Raw genomic sequence first — 22,822 nt, forward strand, 5'->3', positions numbered from 1 at the left:
ACCCGCCCCGCTTGGTACACCGCAGCGAGCAGCCCCCGGCCGCTGTACCGGCCGTCCGCCCCCGTGCTGTCGTGAGCACCCCTTCCCCCGAAGCCGTGACCGCCCCGAGCGGGCACGGTCCCGAGGAGTCGTGATGCCCGAAGCACCACCGGACGGCCTGCCCGCCCTGCCCGCCCTGCACGTCGAGAACGTCGACGTGACGTACGGGCGTGCGCTGTCCGCTCTCCGCTCCGTGTCCCTGACCGTGCCGCCCGGCGCCGTGGTGGCGCTCCTCGGCGCCAACGGGGCCGGCAAGACGACCCTGCTGCGGGCCGTGTCCGGCACCTTGCGCCTGCACCGGGGCGCGATCACGGCCGGCCGCATCCGCTACGGCGAGACGGTGCTCGACGGCAAGGACCCCGTCGCGGCGGTGCGCGCCGGAGTGGTCCAGGTCCCCGAGGGGCGGCGGGTGTTCGCCGGCCTCTCGGTCGACGAGAACCTGCGCTCCGGCGGTCTCGGTCTCGGCCGGCGCGGACGCGCCCAGGTGCGGGAGGCCCGCGACCGCGTCTTCACGCTGTTCCCCCGGCTCGCCGAACGCACCCACCAGGCCGCCGGCCTGCTCTCCGGCGGCGAGCAGCAGATGCTCGCCATCGGCCGCGCCCTGATGGCCGCCCCCCGCCTGCTGCTCCTCGACGAGCCCTCACTCGGCCTCGCACCGCAGATGGTGTACCGGATCGCCGAGGTGATCCGCGAGATCAACACCCAGGGCACCGCCGTCCTCCTCGTCGAGCAGAACGCCGGCATGGCGCTCTCCCTCGCCGACCACGCCCACGTCCTGGAGGTCGGCGAGACCCGCCTGTCCGGCCCCGCGGACGAACTCGCCCGCACCGACGCCGTACGCCGCCTCTACCTGGGCGAGTCGGCCGAGGACGAGGGGGCGGCGTGAACGACCGCACCACCACCGCACCGCCCGTGCACGACGACCGCACCACCACCGCCCCGCCGGTGCTCGACGTACGGGACGTCACCGTGCGCTTCGCCGGACTCACCGCCCTCGACGGCGTCTCCTTCACCGTCACGCCCGGCTCGGTGCACGCGCTCATCGGGCCCAACGGCGCCGGCAAGTCGACCTGCTTCAACGTGCTGTCCGGCCTGTGCCGCCCGGCCGAAGGCGCGGTGACCCTCGGCGACACCGAACTCACCCGGCTCGCCCCGCACCGCATCGCCGCGCTCGGCGTGGCCCGCACCTTCCAGAACATCGTCACCACCCACGGCACGGTCGCCGACAACCTCATGCTCGGCCGCCACGCCCTGTCCCGCGCGGGTTTCGCCGCGAGCGCGCTGCGCCTGCCGAGCGCCGTGCGCGAACAGCGCGAGCACCTCGGGCGGGCCCGCGAGATCGCCGAACTCACCGGCCTCGGAGCCCACTTCGACACCCCGGTCGCGCTGCTGTCGTACGGCGACCGCAAGCGCGTCGAACTCGCCCGCGCCCTCTGCCTGGAGCCGCGCGTGCTGCTCCTCGACGAACCCGTGGCCGGCATGAACGCAGCCGAACGCGCCCGCACCGCCGAGGTCGTGGGTGAACTCCGCGCCGAACTCGGGCTGTCCGTCGTCCTCGTCGAGCACGACATGGGACTGGTCATGCGCCTCGCCGACGACGTCACCGTGCTCGACTTCGGCCGGCGCATCGCCCACGGCACCCCCGACGAGGTCCGCCAGGACCCCGAGGTGCTGCGCGCCTACCTGGGCACCGACGCGACCGGAGAGGACGCGGCATGACGGCATTCCTCGACAACATCCTCGGCGGACTGGCACTCGGCGCGGTCTACGCGCTGGTCGCCCTCGGCTTCGTCGTCATCTTCAAGGCCTCCGGCGTCCTCAACTTCGCCCACGGTTCCCTGCTCCTGTTCGGCGGCTACCTCACCGCCGTGTTCCACGACGACCTCGGCTTCGCCGGAGCGCTCGCCCTGGCGGTCCTGGCCACGGCCGCCCTCGCCGGCGCGCTCGACCGCCTCCTGCTGCAACGCGGCGGCCAGGACGCCCACTCCGCGCACGTCCAGACCATCGTCACCATCGGCATCGACATCGTTCTGCTCACCGACCTGGCCCGGCGCATCGGCGGCGACCTGCTGTCGCTCGGCGACCCCTGGGGCGACGCGGTGACCGAGATCGGGCCGCTGACCGTCGCCGACAGCCGGCTCGCCGCGATCGGGGTGTCGGCCGTGGTGATCGGCGCGGTGTTCGCGCTCTTCCGGTTCACCTCCTGGGGACTGTCCCTGCGGGCCGCGGCCGAGGACCTCGAGGCCGCCGCCCTGATGGGCGTACCGCTCGGCCGGGTCCGCGCCGGCGCCTGGTGCCTGGCGGGCGCGCTCGCCGCGCTGGCGGCGGTGTTCCTCTCCGCCTTCCCCGCGCCCGGCCTGGAGCGCACCACCGGCCAGATCGCCCTCAACGCCTTCCCCGCGGCGATCCTCGGCGGGCTGGCCTCCCCGGCCGGCGCCCTCGCCGGCAGCCTGATCATCGGCCTCACCGAGGCGCTCGTCGTCGGCTACCAGTCCGAACTCCACGTCCTCGGCGAGGGCTTCGGCGACGTCGCCCCGTACGCGGTGATGCTGCTGGTGCTTCTCGTGCGGCCCACCGGACTGTTCGGCGGGAAGGGGACGGCCCGTGTCTGACCGACTCACCGGGGCTCTGACCCGCCGGCGTACCCGGCTTCTGCTGCTCGCCGCCGTCCTGTGCCTGCCGCCGTTCTACCTGGACGCCTTCTGGCTCCGCATCGGCCTGTTCTCCATGGCCGCGGCCATCGGCGCCGTCGGTCTCGCCCTGCTCACCGGCACCGCCGGCCAGCTCTCCCTCGGCCACGCCTTCTTCCTCGCCGTCGGCGCCTACGGCTACTCATGGTTCGCCGGCGAACCAGGAGCGGGCCTGCCACCCGCACTCGCCGCGCTCCTCGCGGTACTGCTCGCCGGAGCGGCCGGCGGCCTCTTCAGCCCCGTCGCCGCCCGGGTCAAGGGCATCTACCTCGGCATCGCCACCCTCGCCCTGGTCTTCCTCGGCCACCACGTCCTGCTCACCGCGGACTCCGTCACCGGCGGCTTCAACGGCCGCTCCGTGCCCCCGATGACCCTCGGCGGATTCACCTTCGCCGAGAGCGACCCCGAACTCACCGTACTCGGAGTACCGTTCGGCGCCGAGGAGCGCCTGTGGTTCCTCGGCCTGGCCCTGTTCGGGTTCACCTGGTTCACCGCCCGCGGCCTGCTGCGCTCACGCCCCGGCCGGGCGCTCGCCGCCCTGCGCGACAGCGAGACCGCGGCCGCCGTGATGGGCGTCGACGTCGCCCGGCACCGCTCCGCGGCCTTCGTGGTGTCGTCGATGTACGCGGGCCTCGCGGGAGTGCTCCTGGCGCTCGCCTTCCGCCGCGTCGTCCCGGACTACTTCTCCCTCGTCCTCTCCGTCGACTACCTCGCCATGATCGTCATCGGCGGTCTCGGCTCCGTCGCCGGAGCCACCGCCGGCGCCGTCTTCGTCACCGCGCTGCCCCTGCTGATGACCCGCTACGCCGACCAGCTCCCGCTGGTCGCCGCCCCCGGCTCGTCCGAGGGCGCCGTGGGCCCCACCGAGGCCGCCCGCTACCTCTACGGCGCGGCGATCGTCCTGGTCCTGCTGTACGCCCCCGACGGTCTGCACGGCCTGGCACGCCGGGCCCGCGACCGCGTAGGGCGGCGCCGATCCCGTCCCCCCGCCGACACACACGACATCCCCTCCCCTCCGCAGCCGACCGCAGCCGCACGACCCAAGGAGCACACCCCGTGAACACCACGCACCTCAGGCCCCGCAACCGGCGCCGCACCGCCGGCACCGTCCTCGCCGGCGCCCTCGTCCTGCTGCTCGCGGCCACCGGATGCAGCTCGAAGGCGGAGGACGGCAAGGGCGGCGGCGAAGCCGCCGACGGCGTCCGCACCGGACCCGGGATAGGCGCCGACACCATCAGACTGGGCGCCCTCACCGACCTGACCGGGCCCTACGCCACGCTCGGCAAGAGCATCGTGCAGGCCCAGCAGCTGTGGGCCGACGAGGTCAACGCCGACGGCGGCATCTGCGAACGCGACGTCGAGATCGTCGTCAAGGACCACGGCTACGACGTGCAGAAGGCGGTCACCGCCTACGCCGACATCGCCCCCGACGTCGTCGCGCTGCCCCAGGTCATCGGCTCCCCGGTGGTCGCGGCCCTGCTCGACGACATCGAGCGGGACAAGATGCTCACCTTCCCGCAGGCCTGGGCGGCCTCCCTGCTCGGCAAGGACGCCATCCAGGTGCTCGGCACCACCTACGACGTCGACATGATCGCCGCGGTCGAGTACCTCACCCGCACCAAGGGCCTGAAGAAGGGCGACACGATCGGCCACGTCTACTTCGAGGGCGACTACGGCGCCAACGCCCTGGAAGGCTCCACCTGGGCGGCGGAGAAGGCCGGCATGAAGGTGACCGGACAGAAGATCCAGGCGACGGACACCGATCTGTCGGCCCAGGTCTCGGCCCTGCGCAAGGAGGGTGTCAAGGCCATCCTGATCAGCGCGGGACCCGCACAGACCGCCTCCCTCGTCGGCGTCGCCGCCTCCCGCGGCCTGAAGGTCCCCGTCGTCAGCAGCGCCCCCGGCTTCGCGCCCCAGCTGATGAAGACGCCCGCCGCGCCCGCCCTGGCGGCGATGCTCAGCATCGTGAGCGCCGCCCCCGCGGTCAGCTCCGACCTGCCAGGCGTGCAGCGCATGGTGGCGTCGTACCAGAAGAAGTACCCGGACTCGCCGGTCGACTCCGGCGTGCTGTCCGGGTACAACGCCGCCCAGCTCATGGGCGACGACCTGAAGAGGGCCTGCGAGGCGGGCGGCCTGACCCGTGAGGACGTGGTCAAGGCACACCGTGCGCAGACGAACGCGGACACCGGCCTCGGCACCCCGCAGAACTTCTCCGACGTCGACCGTCCCGCGAGCGTCAGGACCTATGTGCTCAAGCCCGACGCCAAGGCGGTCGGTGGTGTGGTGAACGCGGAGGAGGCGCACGCGGCGCCGGGAGTGGAGGACTACCTGTCCGCGCGGTGACGCGACGCCGTCCCGGGGTGGGGTGCCCCGGCCGACCCCGGGGGAGGGGACGCCGGGGTCAGCCGCCGACCGCCTCCGGATCACGGTCGGACGCCGGCCATACGTACGGCAGGTCGTCCGGTTCGCCGGGGAAGAGCCCGGCGTAGAAGGCCGGGTCCTTGCGGACCAGCGCCGACCGGTGGCTGCGGTGCAGGGCCTCGTCCCCGAGCCACGGCGGGAGCTCGCCGGCCTCGGCCAGCTCCCGCTGACCGCGCACCGGCGCGCCCGGCCGTACGCCGGCGAGATCGGCGACGAGGGTGGCGGCGCAGCTGTCCTGATGGCCCCGGTCCCGCCAGACCCGGCAGATGTCCAGGCCGTACCGCACCAGCGCCTCCTCGTACCCGGTCCACATGCGCACCGCGGGATGGCGGCGCCATCCGTACCCCGGCACGATCAGCCCGCGCAGCACCTGGATCGCCTCGACCCGCTGTTTGCCGAGCCGGCGCCGGTCGAGCACCAGCGCCGACTCGCGGAAGTCGGGATACGGCATGAAGGTCTGCATACGACCCTCCTCGGGGGCTCAGTCCATTGTGCCCAGGCGCGCCTCACGCCACAGGTCGACGCCGGCCTCGGTGGCGTACGAGTCGATCTCGGCCAGCTCCTCGGCGGAGAAGTCGAGGTTCTCCAGCGCGGCGACGTTCTGCTCCAGCTGCTCGGGGCGGGAGGCACCCATCACCAGTGAGGTGACCCGCCGGTCGCGCAGGGCCCAGGCCAGCGCCATCTGCGCGAGAGTCTGCCCGCGCCGGGCCGCGATCCCGTTCAGTGCGCGCAGCCGGTGCAGCATGTCGTCGGTCAGCCAAGCGGAGTCGAACGACGTGCCCGCCGCCGCCCGGGAGCCCTCCGGTACACCGTTCAGGTAGCGCCCGGTCAGCAGCCCCTGGGCGAGCGCCGTGAACCCGATGATCCCGAAGCCCTCCTCCTGCGCCACATCCAGCAGGCCGTCCGTCTCGATCCAGCGGTTCAGCATGTTGTACGACGGCTGGTGGATCAGCAGCGGAGTGCCGAGGCCACGGAGGATCGCCACGGCCTCACGGGTGCGCCGGGCGTCGTAGGAGGAGATGCCGACATAGAGCGCCTTGCCCTGGCGGACGGCCGTGTCCAGGGCGCCCATGGTCTCCTCGAGGGGCGTGGTGGTGTCGAGGCGGTGTGAGTAGAAGATGTCGACGTACTCCAGCCCCATGCGCTGCAGCGACTGGTCGAGTGAGGCCAGCAGGTACTTGCGGGAGCCGCCGCCCTGGCCGTACGGGCCGGGCCACATGTCCCAGCCCGCCTTGGTGGAGACCACCAACTCGTCCCGGTACGGCGCGAGGTCCTGCCGCATCAGCCGGCCGAAGTTGATCTCGGCGGAGCCGTAGGGCGGACCGTAGTTGTTCGCCAGGTCGTGATGGGTGATGCCCAGATCGAAGGCGCGCAGGGCGATCTCCCGCTGCGTCTCGAAGGACCGGTCGTCGCCGAAGTTGTGCCAGTAGCCCAGGGACAGCAGGGGGAGGTCGAGGCCCGAGCGGCCGGTGCGCCGGTAGCGCATGGTGCCGTCGTAGCGCTCGGGACGGGCGATGTGGTTCATCGGGTGGTCTCCGGTGATGCGAGCGGGGGTGGGGCGTGGGACGGTGTTGATCCTTGTCCACGGTGCCTCCGGGTGATCCGGAAGTCCAACCGATCCCTTCCATGGAATTCAGCGGTACCGCTTCTGAATCCCGAGGAGGTCGACAGGCCCGTCCGTACGCTGACCGGCGGCCTGGCCGCGGCTCTCGTGCTGTCCTTCCCGGCCCTGACCGGAGCCGCCGAGGCCGGTCCGTCCGTCGACACCGCTCAGCCCTTGGTGGCCGACCGGGTGCTCACCTATGACGCGAGAGCCGCCGCGGAGGTTCGCGGCCGCGGTCGACCGCGGCGCGGCGATCTGGAACGAGAGCGTCGACGCGGTCGAGCTGCGCCCGGCCGGGACCGGGGAGGGGGCCGACATCCGGATCGTGGCGGACGACGGCTGGCCGCGCTCCCTTCCCGACTCCCTGGGGCGGGGCACCGTGCACATCGGGCGCCGGGCCATCGACCAGGGCCAGGCGGCCGTCCGTGTCACGGCCCACGAACTCGGCCACCTGCTGGGCCTGCCGGACCGCAAGCCCGGCCCCTGTTCCAGGCTGATGTCGGGCGCGAGCGCCGGAACCTCGTGCACGAACGCGTACCCGAGCGCGGTGGAGAAGGCGCAGGTCGGGAAGAACTTCGAGGGAGCGCGCACCGGTGCGTTCAGGTGACCGATGTGACAACCGGAGCGATCACCGCTACGGTTGTCTCAGGTCAGAACGAGGGGAACTCCCCTCATCGGACCGTGCGTTGGTGGTCCAAGGAAAGACGCCCCACTTCCTGTGGGGAGATGCAGGTGCAAGGCCTGCCCGGCGCTCCTTGTGCGAGCCCCGCCCCGGGATTCCCGGGGCGGGGCTCGTCCCGTTGCCCGGCGGCTCAGGGCTGGATCGGCATGCTCCAGCAGTTGGAGCGCGTGGTCTTGCCCTCCAGCCGGTCGGTCAGCCACTCCACCGCGTCCCCCTGGTCGGTGAGGAGCGGCGCGAGATGGTTGGTGAGGAGCTTGTCACCGAGGTTGGGCAGATGGACGGCCTTGTAGGTGACGTCGCCGCCCTTCTTGCACCAGTCCACGGCCAGTCGGCGCGCCTGCTCGTGCGGGACGATGTCGTCCTGGACACCCGTGACCACGCGAACCGGCCCGGTGGGCCTCATCGTGCCGATGCGCTGCTTGTCGAGGACGGCCTGGGCGCCGGGCTCCCCGGCCATGATCTCGGCGAGCGGCTTTCCGCTCGCGGTCCACTTGGTGCTCTTGGTGAAGCCGTATCCGAGGATCGCGTCCCCGACGCAGGCGGTGGAGATGTCCTCCAGTGCCTCGCGTCCCGCGGCGTTGATGTGCTCGGCGACCACCCTGCGCAGTTCGGGCTCGGACTGGGCGAAGCCGTTGATCGACCAGGCCAGTGCGCCGGCCAGCGCGCTGCCGTCGATGCCCTTCATGACCTCCGTCAGATCGGCGGGCGGCGCCCCGCTGTAGGTGCCGACGAGCCGTACGTCGGGCGCGTAGGTTCTCTGGAGCTCGGCCGCGGAGGCGCTGGCGCCGCCGCCCTGACTGTAGCCGTACATGCCCACGCGGGAGGCGGCGCTGATCGACGCGCCCGGTACGGAACGCGCGGCGCGGGCGGCGTCCAGCATGGCGTGTCCCTCGTCGACGCGACTGACGTAGGTGTGCAGTCGGTCGGTGGTGCCGAGGCCCGCGTAGTCGGTGACGACGACGGCGGCGCCGGTGGCGAGCAGCCGGTAGACCGCCAGGGTCTCGTACCCGAACGAGACGGTCTGTCCGTTCAGCGTCAGGGGGTTCTGCAGGGCCAGCGAGGGCGCGCACTGGTCGCCCTGGCCCATGGTTCCGGATCCGAGCACCACGAGCGGGCGGGGGCCGCCGCCCTGCCAGGTGGCGGAGGGCTCGATGTAGGCGCCGGTGACGGCCATCGGCTGTCCGCCCGAGTCGGTGGAGGTGTACATCAGACGGGTCGCCGTGCCGGGGAGGGAGCGGCCGTCCAGACCCGGCAGGTTCAGCCCCAGACGCAGTGGCTCGTGGCGGACCAGCACGCCGTTGCCCTGGGGCAGTTCGGCCGGCGGGGTGTAGAAGGCCGGAATGGTGACGCCCCGCGAGACCACGGGGTCGCTCGCGGCGGCGGGTGACGCGGACACGCATACACAGACCGTCGTGGCGACGACGGTGGTCAGCGCGGTGCTGATACGGCTCACGGCTCACTCCTCGCACTGCTTCAGAAGGTGAAACGTGAAACTAACAGCGCTCACTTACCGCAAGTAACCCATGGGTAAGTTACGGCACGGTAACTTTTGCGGTGTCCTGACGGCTCGCCGGACCGGGCGCACGCGGGAGCGGGCCCCGCCGACGGTTCGGCGGGGCCCGCCCGGGGGCTGTCGGAGGGTCAGGCCGTGTGCAGCGTCAGCCCGTAGCGGTTGAGGATCTCGTTGACCGGCTGGAACCAGGTCTCGCCGCCGCTCGAGCAATCGCCCCAGCCGCCGGAGGTGACGCCCTGGGCCTGGTCGCCGCTGATGAACGAGCCGCCCGAGTCGCCGCCTTGGGCGCACACGCTCGTCTTCGTCATCTGATGTACCGCGCCCTGGCTGTAGTTGACGGTCTCGTTCTTCGCCAGCACCCTGCCGCAGTGCCAGTGGGTCGTGGAGCCGGAGCGGCAGATCGAGGCCCCGACCGGCGCCTCGTTCGAGCCGCGCACCAACTGGTCGGACACCGTGCCCCAGCCGAGCACCACCGGGACCGTCCACCAGCCGCTGCCCACGTTCACCCAGGCGTAGTCGTCGCCCGGGAACGAGGAGCCCTGGAAGTTGCCGATGTAGGAACCGTCCCAGCCCCTGACCTGCTGACCGGCCCCGCCGCAGTGCCCGGCGGTGACGAAGCCGCCGTGCACCGAGAAGCCTATGGAGCAGCGGACGTTGCCGGTGTAGTACGGGTCGCCGCCCACCGTCCCGGCGGCGAAGGTCTCGGCCTGCGCCCGTACGGTCCGCACGGTGACCGGACCGGCTGCGCGGGCCGTGGTGACGAAGGTGCGGACATCGTTGTCGGCCCGCCGGTCGCCGACGACGTTCACGACCACCGTGTTGGCGCTCGGGTCCACGGACCAACTGCTGACGCCCGAGGGCGCGTCGAGGCGGTCGATGCGGGACTTCGCCGCGTCGAGCTGCTTCGCGCTGTGCTCGACGGTGCGGACGGCGGCGCCGGACGCGCGCAGGGCCCGGACCGTGGAGGCGTCGGCGTCCGGGGTGACGGCGACGGTCAGCTTCTCGTTCCCGGCGTCGAACCAGGCCCCGCCGTAGGCCGGTCCCGCGGTCTTCCGCGCGCGGGGAGCGAGAGCCGTGGCCTCGCGTTCGGCGGCCAGCCGGTCCTCCGCCTCGGCGCGGGTCAGGCCGAAGTCCCGCTGCATGGCGTCCAGCAGGGCGGTGGAGGCGGGGGCGGAGTCGGCGGTACGGGCAGCGGGGGAGCCGGGGGCGGAGTCGGCGGTACGGGCAGCGGGGGAGCCGGGGGCGTCCTGTGCCGAGGCGGGCAGGGTGCCGGCCGCTGTCCAGCTGCCGAGCATCAGCAGGGCGGCCACGCCGGCATGGGTGAGTCCGGTGCGTCTCATGGAAGGTTGCCCTTCGTCGTTCCAGCAAGGTGGGGGTGGAACAACCGCAGTGTGAGAGCGCTCTCAACGGTGGGGCAGAGCTTAGCGAGCCCGCGGTGTCAGGTCTATGCCAATGCAGGGCTCATTTGAGGTGGCGTACCGTCAGGAACGCTTGGCGACCGGCCCCGCGGGCGCCGCGTTCAGCGCGCGTCCCGCTCCGCGCGTTCGGCCTCGCGTGTGGCGTCGTCCGCTTCCCGCCGGGCCTTGGCCAGGGCATCCGAGGCGGTCCGGTCCCGCTTCTCCGCCTCCCGCAGCGCGCGCTCCGCCCGCTCCAGGCCGGCGCGGGCCTCCCGGACCCGCTCCTCCAGGGCGGACACCCGCTCCTCGGCCGCCCGGTGGTCCTCGCGCGCCCGCCGCAGCGAGGCGTCGGTTTCCGCCTGCTCCGTACGCCGGCCACGCAGCCGCTCCTCCGCCGCCCCGGCCGCCTCCCGCGCCCGGGCGAGCCGCTTCGCGCGCTGCTCCGCGAGCCGGTCCGCCCTGCGGGCCGTGGCCGTGGCCGGGGGAGTGCGGGGTGCCGTCCGCGCCGGTGCCTTCACGCCGGCCGCCTCCGAGGGGAACCCCGACGGCGGGGTGAGCGTGCTCTCCACCCGGCCCGCGGCCCACAGGTCCGCCGCCTCCGGATCGGCGAGCACGGCGCGCAGGGTCGTCTCGACGTCCCGCTGAACCGCGTCCGACAACGGGTGCCCCGCCTCCCGGGCCAGCCAGGTCGCCTGCCGGGTCAGCTCGGAGACGATACGCCGCCGCTGGGCCGACAACTCCTTGAGGCCGCTCGGGTCCAGCGTGGCGTGGGCCTCGCGCAGCGCCCGTCCCAGTTCCAGGAACCGCCCGGCCTCCTCGGGCCGGGAGCGCCGGAGCAGGTTCGCCGCCCAGGCCGCGAGGGTGGGGCGGCGGGCGGCATGGATACGCCGGGCGTCGTCGGTCCGTTTCTCGGTCCTGGCGGCCGCCGCGCACTCCTCACGCCGGGCCACGAACTCGGACGGGGGCAGCGCGTAGAGCTCGTCGAGGACCGCTTCCACCTCGCCGCCCCCGCCGTTCCCGCCGACCCCCACGCCCTTGCTCCGCATGACCCCCAGACTCCACCGAACCCGACGGCCACGCACATCGGGCGGTACAGCGCCTCCGGAGCGCGCGGACCGGGCGTGTTCCCCGGCCGCGTGGAGCGGGAGCCCTCGCGGCCGGTACCTGCGCCCCGGCCTTCGTCCCGGTGGCATGTCACCCACTCCGGCGCACTGTTCCTCGGCAGCGAGCGGCCGGGGGGCCCGCGCGGGCATGGCCGCCCCGAGGGCGCCGAAACCGAGAAGGGCGAAGGGGATCAGCGGACCAACACATGTGCCCGGCTCCGGCACGCCGCACAGCCGCCCGAGAAGCGAACATACGGCGTGAGAGGGCCTGGGTGCCGGCGGAGCCTCCGTGGCAGGGGAGCACGGCCGCCCCCACGGCGTACGCCGACGTCGGTAGGCGCGGTTACTCCCGCCGTCGGACGCCCGTGCCGTCCGGACCCGGCACCGTGGGCCGGGTGAAGAAACTCAGCCGCCCCGCACGCCGGGCCCATCTCGTTGTCCACGTCATCGCCTCCGCCGGCTGGCTCGGACTCACGGTCGGGCTGCTCGCGCTCGGTGTCACCGCGAACACCACCGGGTCGGCGGCCATGCTGGAGGCGTCCGTCCGGGCCATGAAGCTCTTCGCCGACCGGCTCCTGCTGCCGATCGCCCTCCTGACCCTCGCCACCGGTCTCGTCCTGTCCCTGGGCACGCCCTGGGGGCTGGCGAGGCACCAATGGGTGTGGACCAAGTTCTGGCTGACCCTGGTCACGACCACCGCCACGGCCTTCGCCCTGCGGCCGGGCGTGAACACGGCCGCCGAGGCCGTCGCCGCCGGAGGCCCACTGCCCGACGGCGGCGACGTCCTCATGGGGCCGGTCGTCTCCCTGAGCGCCTACGTCTTCATGACCGTGATCTCGGTCCTCAAGCCCTGGGGCCTCACCCGCCGCGGCCGGCGCCTCCGGACGGCCGCCCGGAGGCCGGAGCCCACCGCGCCCGCCCGCGTCCGGGGGCGGGCGGGCGCGCCGTCGGCTCAGGGGCGCGTCGCGGACGGACCGCTCACAGAGTGCGCTCCAGCCGGTCCGCCATCTGCCGCACGAACCGTGCCGGGTCCTTCGGCCGGCCGCCCTCCGCCAACACGGCGAGCGAGTAGAGCAGTTCGGCCGTCTCGGTGAGGTCCGAGCGGTCCTCGCGCTCCCCGTACGCCTCGTTCAGCCCCTTCACCAGGGCGTGATCCGCGTTGAGTTCGAGGATGCGGCGGGTGCGCGGCACCTCCTGGCCCATGGCCCGGTACATGTTCTCCAGCGCCGGAGAGAGGTCGTTCGCGTCGGCGACGAGACAGGCGGGGGACACCGTCAACCGCGTCGACAGACGCACTTCCTTGATGTCCTCCTCCAGCCGCTCCCGCATCCAGCCGAGCAGTGCCGCGTACGCTTCGGCCTGCTTCTCCCGCTCGCCCTCGTCCCTGTCGTCCTCCCGGGCGGGAAGGTCGACCTCGCCCTTGGCGACCGACCGCAGCCGCTTGCCCTCGTACTCGCCGACGGCGTCGGTCCACACCTCGTCGACCGGGTCGGTGAGCAGCAGCACCTCGATGCCCCGCTCCCGGAACGCCTCCATGTGCGGGGAGCTGTCGATGCTCTCCCGGGACTCGCCGGTGATGTAGTAGATGTCCTCCTGTCCGTCCGGCATCCGCTCCACGTACTGCTTGAGCGTGACCGGCGTGTCGTCCCCGTGCGTGCTCGCGAACGACGTCACCGCGAGGACGGCGTCGCGGTTGTCGGGGTCGGTGACGAGGCCCTCCTTGAGCACGGCGCCGAACTCCCGCCAGAACGTGGCGTACCGCTCGGCGTCACCGGTCATCATGCTCTTGACCGACGCCAGCACCTTCTTCGTCAGGCGGCGCTGCATCATCCGGATGTGACGGTCCTGCTGGAGGATCTCGCGCGACACGTTCAGCGAGAGGTCCTGCGCGTCGACCACACCCTTGACGAACCGCAGATACGGCGGCAGCAGCGCCTCGCAGTCGTCCATGATGAAGACGCGCTTCACATACAGCTGCAGCCCGTGCCGGAAGTTCTGGTTGAACAGGTCGTGCGGGGCGTGCGAGGGGACGAACAGCAGGGCCTGGTACTCGAAGGTCCCCTCGGCCTGCAGCTGGATGGTCTCCAGCGGTTCACGCCAGTCGTGCCCGATGTGCTTGTACAGCTCGTGGTACTCCTCCTCGGACACCTCCTCGCGCGAACGCGCCCACAGTGCCTTCATCGAGTTCAGCGTCTCGGGCCCGGCCGCCTCGCCGTCCTCGCTCTTCTCACCGACCAGCCGCACCGGCCAGGTGATGAAGTCCGAGTAACGCTTGATGATCTCCTTGATCTTCCACACCGAGGTGTAGTCGTGCAGCTGGTTGTCGGGGTCGGCCGGCTTGAGGTGCAGCGTGACGGACGTGCCCTGCGGAGCGTCGTCGACCGCCTCCAGCGTGTAGGTGCCCTCGCCGCGCGAGCACCAGCGCGTGCCCTGCCGCTCTCCCGCACGCCGGGTGAGCAGGGTGACCTCGTCCGCGACCATGAACCCCGAGTAGAAGCCGATGCCGAACTGCCCGATCAGGCCCTCCGCCCCGGCCGCGTCCTGCGCCTCCTTCAGCTCCCGCAGGAACTCGGCGGTGCCGGAGTTGGCGATGGTGCCGATGAGCTGCCCCACCTCGTCGTAGGACATCCCGACGCCGTTGTCCCGCACGGTGAGCGTGCGGGCGTCCCGGTCGATCTCGAGCTCGATGTGCAGATCGGAGACGTCGGCGTCGAGCGTGTCGTCCCGCAGCGCGGCCAGACGCAGCTTGTCGAGCGCGTCGGAGGCGTTGGAGACGAGTTCACGAAGGAAGACGTCCTTGTTCGAGTAGACCGAGTGGATCATCAGCTGGAGCAGCTGACGGGCCTCTACCTGGAACTCAAACGTTTCGGTCGGCATGGTTCTCGAGTACCTCACTGTCCGTGAATCGCCAAATACGGGCGGGCCCACTGTAATCAACTCGGCGCCATCTCCCGGCGGCATGCCCCGAGTCGGCCCGTCCCGCCCCGGCGCGCGCACCCGGCGGCCCGGGAGGAACGGCCGTCCCCGAGGCGGTGCGGGCCGCGGTCCGATTGCGTACTCCTCGATCTGGGCACCCGGAACGCGCCGAATCCACCGCCGGTGTCCGCAGGGGCCCACGCGGGGACGGCACCGGACTAGCGCAAGGGGACCAGCGGTGACGATGCGCATCGGAGCAGAGGAAGAGTTTCACGTCCTGGACGTGGAGAGCGGCCGGCTCGTGCCACGGGCCGGCACGCTGCTCGGCCGGCTCGGCGGATCAGGCTTCAGCCGTGAGCTGCAGCAGTCGGCCGTGGAGAGCAACAGCGGGGTTCACGACACACTGGACGCGCTCTTCGCGGACCTGTCCGCCGCGAGGCGCCGGCTGGACGCGGTCGCCTCCTCCTCCGGTCTGGCCGTCGTGGCCGCGGGCACCGTTCCGCTGGCCCGTGTCACCGCCCACGACGTCACCCCGGACCCCCGGTTCCGGCGCATGGCCGAGGACTACCGCCGGGTGGCCGACGAGCAGCTGATCTGCAGCGCCCAGATCCATGTCGACGTACCCGACCGGGACACCGCGGTACGGGCCATGTGCCTGGTGTCGCCCTGGCTGCCGCCGCTGCTGGCCCTGTCGGCCAGTTCGCCGTTCTGGCTCGGCTCCGACACCGGATACGCCAGCTGGCGCACCATGCTGTGGCAGCGGTGGCCGACCGCGGGACCCGTCGGCTGCTACCGGAGCGCCGCCGAGTACGACGCCGCCGTGGCCGAGCTGATCGGCTCGGGCGTCATCACCGACACCGGGATGCTCTACCACGACCTCCGGCCCTCGGACCACCAGCGCACGCTGGAACTGCGCGTCTGCGACGCCTGCCCCCGCACCGAGACGGTGGCGCTGGTCGCCGGACTGTTCCGGGCGCTCGTGCGCCACGCCCGCGAGCGTCTGGAACGCGGGGCGGACCACGGGTGCGACGGGCACCACGAGTGGCTGCGCGCCGCCACCTGGCGCGCGGCGCGTTCGGGCCTGGAAGGCCCGCTGGTCGACCCGGAGACCCGCCGCGGCGCTCCGGCCCCCGTGGTGCTGCGCAGGATGCTGCGCCTGCTGCGCCCGGCCTTGGAGGCGTCCGGTGACTTCGCCACGGTGCGCACACTTCTCGAAGAGGCCCTCGCGGCCGGCAGCGCGGCGCACAGGCTGCGGCGGGCGGCCCGGGACGAGGACCTGCTCGCCGGTGTCGACATGCTGGTCGCCGAGACCCGCGGCGACCCGCTCGCGCCCTGCGCCGCGCGCCGCCGTGACCGGCGTCCGGCCCGCCCGCGCGGCACCGGCCGAGCCCCGGCCTACGTGCGCACGGCCACGACCCCGGGCACGCCCGGCTGATCGGAACGGGCCTCCCCAGGCCCCCCGGGCACGCCCCTTCATGCGCACCCGTAGCCCTCTGACCGAGGAGAGTGTCAGACAGTCATGCCCAGCACGTACCCCTCCGCGCCCCGGCAACAGAACCGGCCCCCGGCCCCGGCCACGACCCCGTACCGCGGCGGGGAGGGACCGGACGGTGGCCTGGTCAGGTCCTCGGCCTGCGACGTAGACCAGGGCGTCGGGGGCGGCGAGGTTCCGGACCCCAGCCTCGGCGAGGTTCCGGCCCCGGCCCCGGGCCGTGGCTGGGGCCGGGGCCGGGCCTTGGGCCACGGTGTTCACGGAGTCCCGAACGGTGACCGGGCCCCGTCCCAGGACCTCGGCGTGGCCCGGGAGGAGCCGGACCGTGGCCGGGGTCGGTTCATGGACCGCGGTGTCGGCCAGGGCGGCCCCGGCGGCGGCGTGGTCCTGGACCTGGGCGGGGCTCGGGCCTCGGGAGGCTGCGGCCGAGGCCGGGTTCCGGGCCGCGTTGACAGCCGGGTCCCGGGCGGGGGCGTCGACGGGATTCCGGATTGCGTCGCCGAGGCCCTGGATCCGGACCTCGGCGTGGCCCGGGAGGGGGAAGGCCGTGTGGCCGAGAGCCTGGCCTCGGACGGCTGTGGCCATGGCGGGGAACGGGCCCTGGGCCGCGGCGCCGACCGGAGGGCGGGACGTGGCCGGGTCCGGGCCCGTGCGGGGGGCCCGGTACGGGAGGGTGACCGGGCCGCGGGCCCCGACCGGGCCGCGGGCCCCGACCGGGCCGCGGGCCCCGACCGGGCCGCGGGCCCCGACCGGGTCCCGGCCCCGAGTGAGGGGAGGACCCGCTGATGTGCGGGCTCAGCGGGGAGATACGGTTCGACGGCGGGTGGCCGGACATCGCGGCGGTGGAACGCATGACCGAACGGCTCGCGCCGCGCGGTCCCGACGGCCGTGGCCTCTGGTCCCAGGGGCCGGTGGCCCTGGGCCACCGCCGACTGAAGATCATCGACCTGTCGGACAGCGGTGCCCAGCCCATGACCGACCCCCGCGCCCGCCTCGCCGGTGTCTTCAACGGCTGCGTCTACAACTACCGCGAGTTGCGCGACGAGCTGCACGCCCTCGGCCACCGCTTCCACTCGCGGTCCGACACCGAGGTGGTGCTCAAGGCGTATCAGCAGTGGGGCACCGACTGCGTCACGCATTTCCACGGCATGTTCGCCTTCGTGATCGTCGAGCAGGACACCGGGCGCGTGGTCCTGGCCCGCGACCGGCTCGGCATCAAGCCGCTCTACCTCTCCGCCACGACCGAACGCCTCAGGTTCGCCTCCTCCCTGCCCGCGCTGCTCGCGGCCGGTGGTGTCGACACCTCGCTCGACCCCGTCGCCCTGCACCAGTACTTCAGCTGGCATGCGACCGTCGCCGCGCCCCACACGGTCCTCAACGGCGTACGCAAGCTGCCCCCGGCCACGGTGCGGGTCGTCCGGCCCGACGGCAGCCACGAGGATCACCGCTACTGGCACCCCGTCCACACCCGCCGGCCCGAGTACGCCGGCCTCGGTGCCGATGACTGGACCGACGCCGTACTGGACGCCCTGCGCACCGCCGTACGCCGTCGCATGGTCGCCGATGTGCCGGTGGGAGTGCTGCTCTCGGGTGGCCTGGACTCGAGCCTGATCGTCGCGCTGCTGGCCGACGAGGGCCAGGAGGACCTGGCGACCTTCAGCGTCGGTTTCGAGTCCGAGGGCGACGAGGAGGGCGACGAGTTCCACTACTCCGACCTCGTGGCCCGGCATTTCGACACCCGCCACCACCAGCTGATGGTCCCCTCCGACCGGGTCGCAGGTGCCCTGGACGGGGCGGTCCGCGCGATGAGCGAGCCGATGATGAGCCATGACGTGGTGGCCTTCCACCTGCTGTCGGAGCAGGTGGCCAAGGAGGTCAAGGTGGTGCAGAGCGGCCAGGGTGCCGACGAGGTGTTCGCCGGCTACGACTGGTATCCGCGGACGGCGGATGTGCCGCGCCGGGATGCCGCGGAGGCGTACATCGAGACGTACTTCGACCGCTCGCACGCCGACCTCGCGGCCGTGCTCCGGCCCGGCCTGCTGCCCGACCGGGACACCTCCGCCGAGTTCGTCCGCGCGCACATGGCGGCCGAGGGCGCCGAGACGGCGCTCGACGCCGATCTCCGTCTGGACACGCTCGTGATGATGACCGACGATCCGGTCAAACGGGTCGACAACATGACGATGGACTGGGGCCTCGAGGCCAGAGTGCCGTTCCTCGACCACGAATTGGTCGAACTGGCCGCCGCCTGCCCGCCCGAGCTGAAGCTCGCGGACGGCGGAAAGGGCGTCCTCAAGGCCGCCGGACGCCGGGTCCTGCCGCGTCAGGTCGTCGACCGGCCCAAGGGCTACTTCCCCGTCCCGGCGATCAGGCACATGGCCGGACCCGTCCTCCAGCGGGTCCGCGAGACCCTCACCGCCCCCGAGGCCAGGGCCCGCGGCGTCTTCCGCGAGGACTACGTCACCGAACTGCTCGCCGCGCCCGACGCGCACCGCACCAGGCGGGGGGCGAACGCCCTGTGGCAGACGGCCCTGCTGGAGACCTGGCTGCAGACGCACGGGATCCGTTGACGGCCATGGAGACACGCACCGACGCCGCCACGCGGGCGCATCCCGCACCGGAGCGGGTACGGCTGGCGGACACGGCGACGCCGTACGACATACCGCCCCCGGCCGTTCACGGCTGCTGGTACCCCTCCGTGGACCCCGGCGGCCGGACCGTCGCCTTCATCTGTGACCGGGCCGGGGTGCCGCAGCTGTGGACCGCCCCGGTGATCGGCGAGGAGGTACGCCGGCTCGACGCCGACCCCGATCCGGTCACGGAGGTGTCCTGGTCCCCGGACGGACGCTGGATCGCCTACACCGCCGCACCTGACGGTGGCGAACTCACCCGCGTCCTGTGCGTACGCCCCGACGGCACCGGACGGCACCTGCTGGCCGGCGGTGAACCGGGCACCTCCGCACGCCTCGGCTGCTGGCAGCACGACGGCTCCGCGGTCGCGGTGACCGTCACGGACTCCGCCCCGCCCTTCGCCGCACGCCCGGGGCCGGCCCCGGCGACGCCTGGGCCGCCGGGCGCCTCCCCAGCGGCCCCCCGGGCCCGCGACGGCCGTGCAGTGCTGCTGGAACCGGGCGGACCGCGCATCGGGCCCCCGGAGGCCGTCGGCGGCGACCGGACGGTCTTCGCCGAGGAGCCGCAGCCGCGGGCCCTGTCCGCGTATCTCGTCGACCCGGAGGGCGTGGCCGCTCCCGTCCTGCTGGCGAGTGAACGCGGCGCGGCCAACCAGCGGGTGTGCGACCTCAGCCGGGACGGCCGGCTCGCCCTCGTGTACCGGGGCCCCCGAGGGCGCCGCGAGGCCCTCGTCGTCCGCACCGGCGACCGGGTGGTGACCTGCGCGCTGCCGGTCGCCGACGGAGATCCGTGGGTCGGCGGCTTCTCCCCGGACGCCGGCACGGTGTGGCTGCGCAGCGACGGCGGCCGGGAGCATGCCGCTCTCGTGGCCGCCCGGCTCGATCCCCGGGGACATCTGCTCGGTACCACGGTGGCCGCCCAGCGGCCCGACTGCGGCCTGGAACTGCTCGCCCTGGGCCGGGACGGGCGGCGCGCCGTGCTGGCGTGGAACGTGCGCGGGGTGAGCGAACTGGAGGTCGCCGGGCTCACCGCGGCCCCACCGCCCGACGACGGGCCGGAGACCGCCCCGCCGCCACCCCCCGCCTCGGCCGGTGCCGCACGGACCGTCGAGCTGCCTCACGAGGTGGTCACGCGCATCGCGCCCACCGCCGACCCCGACATCACCGTTGTCGCGCTGTCCGGGTCCCGGCGCCATCCCGGAGTGTGGTGGCTGCCGCACGGACTGCCCCTGCGCACCCCGTGGTCCTCGCGCGACGAGGACGCCGTCCCGGCAGGCCGTACGCCCGTGCGACCGATGCCCATGAGTCCGGTGGCCCGCGACGGGCTCACCCTGGGTGGCTGGTACTACCGTGCCCCGGGCCGCTCGCCCGGCGAACCGGCACCGTGCGTCCTGCATCTGCACGGCGGTCCGGAGGAACAGGAACGCCCCGTGCTCGAACCGCTCTACCTCGAACTGCTCGGCAGAGGACTGGACGTGTTCGCGCCCGATGTCCGCGGCTCGTCCGGGTACGGCCGCTCGTTCGTGGACGCCGACCTGGGCGCGGGGCGCTTCGACGCCATCAACGATGTCGCCGACTGCGCGGCGCACGCGATCGTCCAGGGCCTGGCGGACCCCCGGCGGATGGCCGTGATGGGCCGCTCGTACGGCGGCTATCTGGTGATGGCGTCCCTGGTGTGGCACCCGGACCTGTTCCGCACGGGCGTGGCGGTCTGCGGCATGTCGGACTTCGCCAGCTTCTTCGCCGGGACCGAGCCCTGGCTCGCGCAGTCCGCCGCCCACAAGTACGGGCACCCGGAACACGACCGGGAACTCCTGCACACACTGTCGCCGATGAGCCGCATCGACGCTCTGCGGGCCCCGGTCCTGGCGGTGCACGGCGAGCACGACACCAACGTGCCCCCGGGCGAGTCCGAGCAGTTCGTCCGGGCGGCCAGGGAGCGCGGACTGGAGGCCGAACTCCTCCTGCTGCGCCACGAGGGGCACGACTTCCTCCGCGCCGACAACCGTCGGCTGTTCCACCGGAGTGCCGCCGACTGGATGGAGCGGCACCTGGCGGGCTGAGATGTCCGAGGTACCTGTCACACTTCTGTGGCGTGCGGGGGAGCGATGCGGGTAGTCGCGCGGTGTGATCGGTGAGTAAAGGCGGACCGGATGGAACCAGTTCCTTTCGACGAAGGGGAAACCGTGCCAGGGGCACCCGGGCTGCGGGCTTCCTACGCCCTGGACGGGGACGGTGCCTGGATAGCCGAGGCCCGCCGGCTCGCGGCCGCGTTCCTGACCCGGGCCCGGGCGGAGGACGGCCTGCAGGTGTCGACGCGCGTGGTGGAGATCACCCAGCTCGTCGTGAGCGAGCTGGTCACCAACGCCCGCAAGTACGCGCCGGGCCCCGTCGAACTGGACCTGCGGCTCGCCGGCGATGCCCTCGAGGTGATCGTCCACGACGGCAACCCCGACGCGCCCGTCGCCAGGAACGCCGATCCCGGCCGGGTGGGCCAGCACGGACTGGAGATCGTGATGGCCGTCGCCCAGGCACTGGACGTGCGCCAGGAAGCGGCCGGGAAGAGCATTACCGCCCGTATCTCCCTCCTCGCCTGAACGCTCACCCGGACGGGGAGGACCGTCGCGGACGAGCGAGCGGTACGCGGCCGGGCGTCGAGGCGGGACGGAAGGTTGCCCGATGGCACCGGCTGCCGTCCGGGGCGGTGCGAGCGGCGTGTCGGGAGGCCTCACCCGTAGCGTTCGAGGAGGGCCTCCACGTACCCCTCCAGCCGGTGCGCCAGCACGCCCGGCGTCAGATCGGTCCGGCCCAGCTCCCGCCAGGGGACGGCGAGCTTCTCCGCGTCGGGCGCGTGGGCCAGGGCATCGAGCAGCCGCCAGTGGAGATGAGCGCCCGGGTCCTCGGCCAGGGTCCCGCCCGCGGCGGTGTACAGGTCGGCGAAACGCATCCCCGTGCCGACCCCGTGCAGCAGGGTGAGGGCGGTCGCGCAGTGGGCCACGTCCAGATCGGCCGGGCCCCAGGAGGTCTCCACCCAGTCGACGACCCCGCTGATCCGTGGTCCGGCGTTTTCCTCGGTGAAGAGCACGTTGCCGGGATGGAAGTCCCGGTGCAGGAAGCAGCCCCGGTACGCCGGCGGCTCCCGGCGGATGACGTCGACGGCATGCCGCCAGAGCTCCAGCCGCCGGGTGTCCCCGGGCGGGCGCACCCGCTCGGCGGAGGTCCACGCCTGGTAGACGCGGGGCCGGGTCCGCGCGGTCACCCGCAACCGGTGAATGCGCGCCAACTGCCCCGCGAGCAGCGCGGCACGTTCGTCGGCGCCCTCGTCGTCCACCCGTACCGCCCCGGGCAGCAGGGACATCAGCAGGGACGGGTGGTCGCAGTGCCGTGCCGTCGCGTCCACCGCGACGAGCGCGGCGGCGGGCACATCCGTCTCCCGGAGCAGGGACAGCACGGCCGCCTCACGGCTCAGCAGCCCCTCCGCGTGGCGTACGAAGAAGGGTGTGACGAACGATCGCAGCACCAGGGACCGTCGCCCGCGGGGCCCGCGCAGATCAAGCCGGCGCATCTGTGACGTCCAGCCCCCTCGCAGGACCGACACACCCTCGACGCGCTCACCCGCCGCCAGTTCCCGCTCCACCCAGGCCCGCGTGTTGATCAGCATGCGGGCAGAGTAGGGGGTGGGGCGGGCCCGCCGTACGGGGGTGCCGGGGCGGCCGGAACAATGGGGTTCGCGGCGGGGTTCTCACCGAGGTACGCCGCAGGACACCTGGGAGAAGGGCGGACGACATGACGAGGACCGAGGAGAGGGCACTGCTCGCGGGCGGCTGCTTCTGGGGCATGGAGGAACTGATCCGCACATTCCCGGGCGTGCTGACCACCCGGGTGGGATACAGCGGCGGTGACGTGCCCCACGCCACCTACCGCAACCACGGCACCCACGCCGAATCGATCGAGATCACGTACGACCCCGCCGTCACGGACTACCGCACGATCCTGGAGTACTTCTTCCAGATCCACGACCCGACCACCAAGAACCAGCAGGGAAACGACATCGGGACGAGCTACCGCTCGGCCATCTTCTACCTCGACGACGAGCAGAAGCGTGTCGCCGAGGACACGATCGCCGATGTCGACGCCTCCGGGCTGTGGCCGGGCAAGGTGGTGACCGAGGTCGCGCCGGCCGGTCCCTTCTGGGAGGCCGAGCCCGAGCACCAGGACTACCTGCAGCGCTACCCGGACGGCTACACCTGCCACTTCGTACGCCCCGACTGGCGTCTGCCGAAGCGCACGGAGTCCTGACCCGGGGGGACACCTGAGGAGGGCGCGCACGCTCGGC

At 73.0% G+C, this 22,822-nt stretch carries 17 protein-coding genes and 2 pseudogenes; 12 read left to right on the forward strand and 7 right to left on the reverse strand.

Going from position 1 to position 22,822, the window contains the following annotated elements:
• Positions 1 to 133: 133 nt before the first annotated feature.
• Genes ACIF9R_RS23475 through ACIF9R_RS23495 form a run of 5 tightly spaced genes read left to right on the forward strand, consistent with a single transcriptional unit; the run spans position 134 to position 5,072 of the window.
• Positions 134 to 925 carry an ABC transporter ATP-binding protein gene (locus ACIF9R_RS23475; RefSeq protein WP_399983325.1) on the forward strand — a complete coding sequence of 264 codons (792 nt, stop codon included), beginning with the start codon at positions 134 to 136 and terminating at the stop codon, positions 923 to 925.
• Complete coding sequence (locus ACIF9R_RS23480) at positions 922 to 1,758, forward strand: ABC transporter ATP-binding protein (RefSeq protein WP_399983328.1); 837 nt, start codon at positions 922 to 924, stop codon at positions 1,756 to 1,758. Before ACIF9R_RS23475 ends, ACIF9R_RS23480 begins: the two co-directional genes overlap by 4 nt.
• Entirely contained in the window at positions 1,755 to 2,651 is an 897-nt protein-coding gene (locus ACIF9R_RS23485) for a branched-chain amino acid ABC transporter permease (RefSeq protein ID WP_399983330.1), read from the forward strand. The genes ACIF9R_RS23480 and ACIF9R_RS23485 overlap by 4 nt, the downstream gene beginning before the upstream one ends.
• Positions 2,644 to 3,789 (forward strand): branched-chain amino acid ABC transporter permease, encoded by a 1,146-nt coding sequence (locus ACIF9R_RS23490; protein ID WP_399983332.1) that lies wholly within the window; start codon positions 2,644 to 2,646, stop codon positions 3,787 to 3,789. Before ACIF9R_RS23485 ends, ACIF9R_RS23490 begins: the two co-directional genes overlap by 8 nt.
• The gene (locus ACIF9R_RS23495; RefSeq protein WP_399983335.1) at positions 3,786 to 5,072 is read left to right on the forward strand and encodes an ABC transporter substrate-binding protein; all 1,287 of its coding nucleotides are present in this window, start codon (positions 3,786 to 3,788) and stop codon (positions 5,070 to 5,072) included. The genes ACIF9R_RS23490 and ACIF9R_RS23495 overlap by 4 nt, the downstream gene beginning before the upstream one ends.
• Positions 5,073 to 5,130: 58 nt before the next feature.
• Here ACIF9R_RS23495 and ACIF9R_RS23500 read toward each other — a convergent pair whose 3' ends face one another.
• Together ACIF9R_RS23500 and mgrA are read right to left on the reverse strand one after the other, a co-directional pair.
• On the reverse strand, positions 5,131 to 5,613 hold the full coding sequence (locus tag ACIF9R_RS23500; RefSeq protein WP_399983337.1) for an MSMEG_6728 family protein: 483 nt from the start codon (positions 5,611 to 5,613) through the stop codon (positions 5,131 to 5,133).
• Positions 5,614 to 5,631: 18 nt separating this feature from the next.
• On the reverse strand, positions 5,632 to 6,675 hold the full coding sequence (gene mgrA, locus ACIF9R_RS23505) for an L-glyceraldehyde 3-phosphate reductase (protein WP_399983340.1): 1,044 nt from the start codon (positions 6,673 to 6,675) through the stop codon (positions 5,632 to 5,634).
• A gap of 123 nt (positions 6,676 to 6,798) precedes the next feature.
• Here mgrA and ACIF9R_RS23510 point away from each other — a divergent pair.
• Positions 6,799 to 7,360: pseudogene (locus ACIF9R_RS23510) on the forward strand (snapalysin family zinc-dependent metalloprotease).
• Between the two features lie 205 nt (positions 7,361 to 7,565).
• On the opposite strand, the gene ACIF9R_RS23515 reads toward ACIF9R_RS23510, so the two are convergent.
• The 3 genes from ACIF9R_RS23515 to ACIF9R_RS23525 form a co-directional block, all read right to left on the reverse strand.
• Positions 7,566 to 8,888 (reverse strand): lipase family protein, encoded by a 1,323-nt coding sequence (locus ACIF9R_RS23515; protein WP_399983342.1) that lies wholly within the window; start codon positions 8,886 to 8,888, stop codon positions 7,566 to 7,568.
• Between the two features lie 188 nt (positions 8,889 to 9,076).
• On the reverse strand, positions 9,077 to 10,288 hold the full coding sequence (locus ACIF9R_RS23520; protein ID WP_399983345.1) for an alpha-lytic protease prodomain-containing protein: 1,212 nt from the start codon (positions 10,286 to 10,288) through the stop codon (positions 9,077 to 9,079).
• Positions 10,289 to 10,467: 179 nt separating this feature from the next.
• On the reverse strand, positions 10,468 to 11,391 hold the full coding sequence (locus ACIF9R_RS23525; RefSeq protein WP_399983347.1) for a hypothetical protein: 924 nt from the start codon (positions 11,389 to 11,391) through the stop codon (positions 10,468 to 10,470).
• A gap of 443 nt (positions 11,392 to 11,834) precedes the next feature.
• On the opposite strand from ACIF9R_RS23525, the pseudogene ACIF9R_RS23530 reads away from it, so the two are divergent.
• Positions 11,835 to 12,365 (forward strand): annotated as a pseudogene (locus ACIF9R_RS23530) (DUF2269 domain-containing protein); the annotation flags it as partial.
• A gap of 61 nt (positions 12,366 to 12,426) precedes the next feature.
• Here ACIF9R_RS23530 and htpG read toward each other — a convergent pair.
• Positions 12,427 to 14,325 (reverse strand): molecular chaperone HtpG, encoded by a 1,899-nt coding sequence (htpG, locus tag ACIF9R_RS23535; RefSeq protein WP_399983350.1) that lies wholly within the window; start codon positions 14,323 to 14,325, stop codon positions 12,427 to 12,429.
• A 283-nt stretch (positions 14,326 to 14,608) separates the two neighbouring features.
• Here htpG and ACIF9R_RS23540 point away from each other — a divergent pair, with 283 nt between their 5' ends.
• The 4 genes from ACIF9R_RS23540 (at position 14,609) to ACIF9R_RS23555 (ending at position 21,083) form a co-directional block, all read left to right on the forward strand.
• Positions 14,609 to 15,799: a glutamate--cysteine ligase gene (locus tag ACIF9R_RS23540; RefSeq protein ID WP_399983422.1), complete on the forward strand. Its 1,191-nt coding sequence runs from the start codon at positions 14,609 to 14,611 to the stop codon at positions 15,797 to 15,799.
• 842 nt (positions 15,800 to 16,641) lie between these two features.
• Entirely contained in the window at positions 16,642 to 18,426 is a 1,785-nt protein-coding gene (locus tag ACIF9R_RS23545) for an N-acetylglutaminylglutamine amidotransferase (RefSeq protein WP_399983353.1), read from the forward strand.
• Between the two features lie 5 nt (positions 18,427 to 18,431).
• Positions 18,432 to 20,549 carry a S9 family peptidase gene (locus tag ACIF9R_RS23550; RefSeq protein ID WP_399983356.1) on the forward strand — a complete coding sequence of 706 codons (2,118 nt, stop codon included), beginning with the start codon at positions 18,432 to 18,434 and terminating at the stop codon, positions 20,547 to 20,549.
• Positions 20,550 to 20,639: 90 nt separating this feature from the next.
• The gene (locus tag ACIF9R_RS23555; protein WP_399983359.1) at positions 20,640 to 21,083 is read left to right on the forward strand and encodes an ATP-binding protein; all 444 of its coding nucleotides are present in this window, start codon (positions 20,640 to 20,642) and stop codon (positions 21,081 to 21,083) included.
• Between the two features lie 131 nt (positions 21,084 to 21,214).
• Here ACIF9R_RS23555 and ACIF9R_RS23560 read toward each other — a convergent pair whose 3' ends face one another.
• A complete protein-coding gene (locus ACIF9R_RS23560; protein WP_399983361.1) occupies positions 21,215 to 22,147 on the reverse strand; it encodes a phosphotransferase family protein in 933 nt (310 codons plus the stop codon).
• A gap of 125 nt (positions 22,148 to 22,272) precedes the next feature.
• Between ACIF9R_RS23560 and msrA the strand changes: the two genes are divergently transcribed.
• Positions 22,273 to 22,785 carry a peptide-methionine (S)-S-oxide reductase MsrA gene (gene msrA, locus ACIF9R_RS23565; RefSeq protein WP_399983364.1) on the forward strand — a complete coding sequence of 171 codons (513 nt, stop codon included), beginning with the start codon at positions 22,273 to 22,275 and terminating at the stop codon, positions 22,783 to 22,785.
• Positions 22,786 to 22,822: the final 37 nt, after the last annotated feature.

Origin of the sequence: Streptomyces sp. NPDC086080 (genome assembly GCF_044540255.1) — a bacterium.
Classification (GTDB): domain Bacteria; phylum Actinomycetota; class Actinomycetes; order Streptomycetales; family Streptomycetaceae; genus Streptomyces.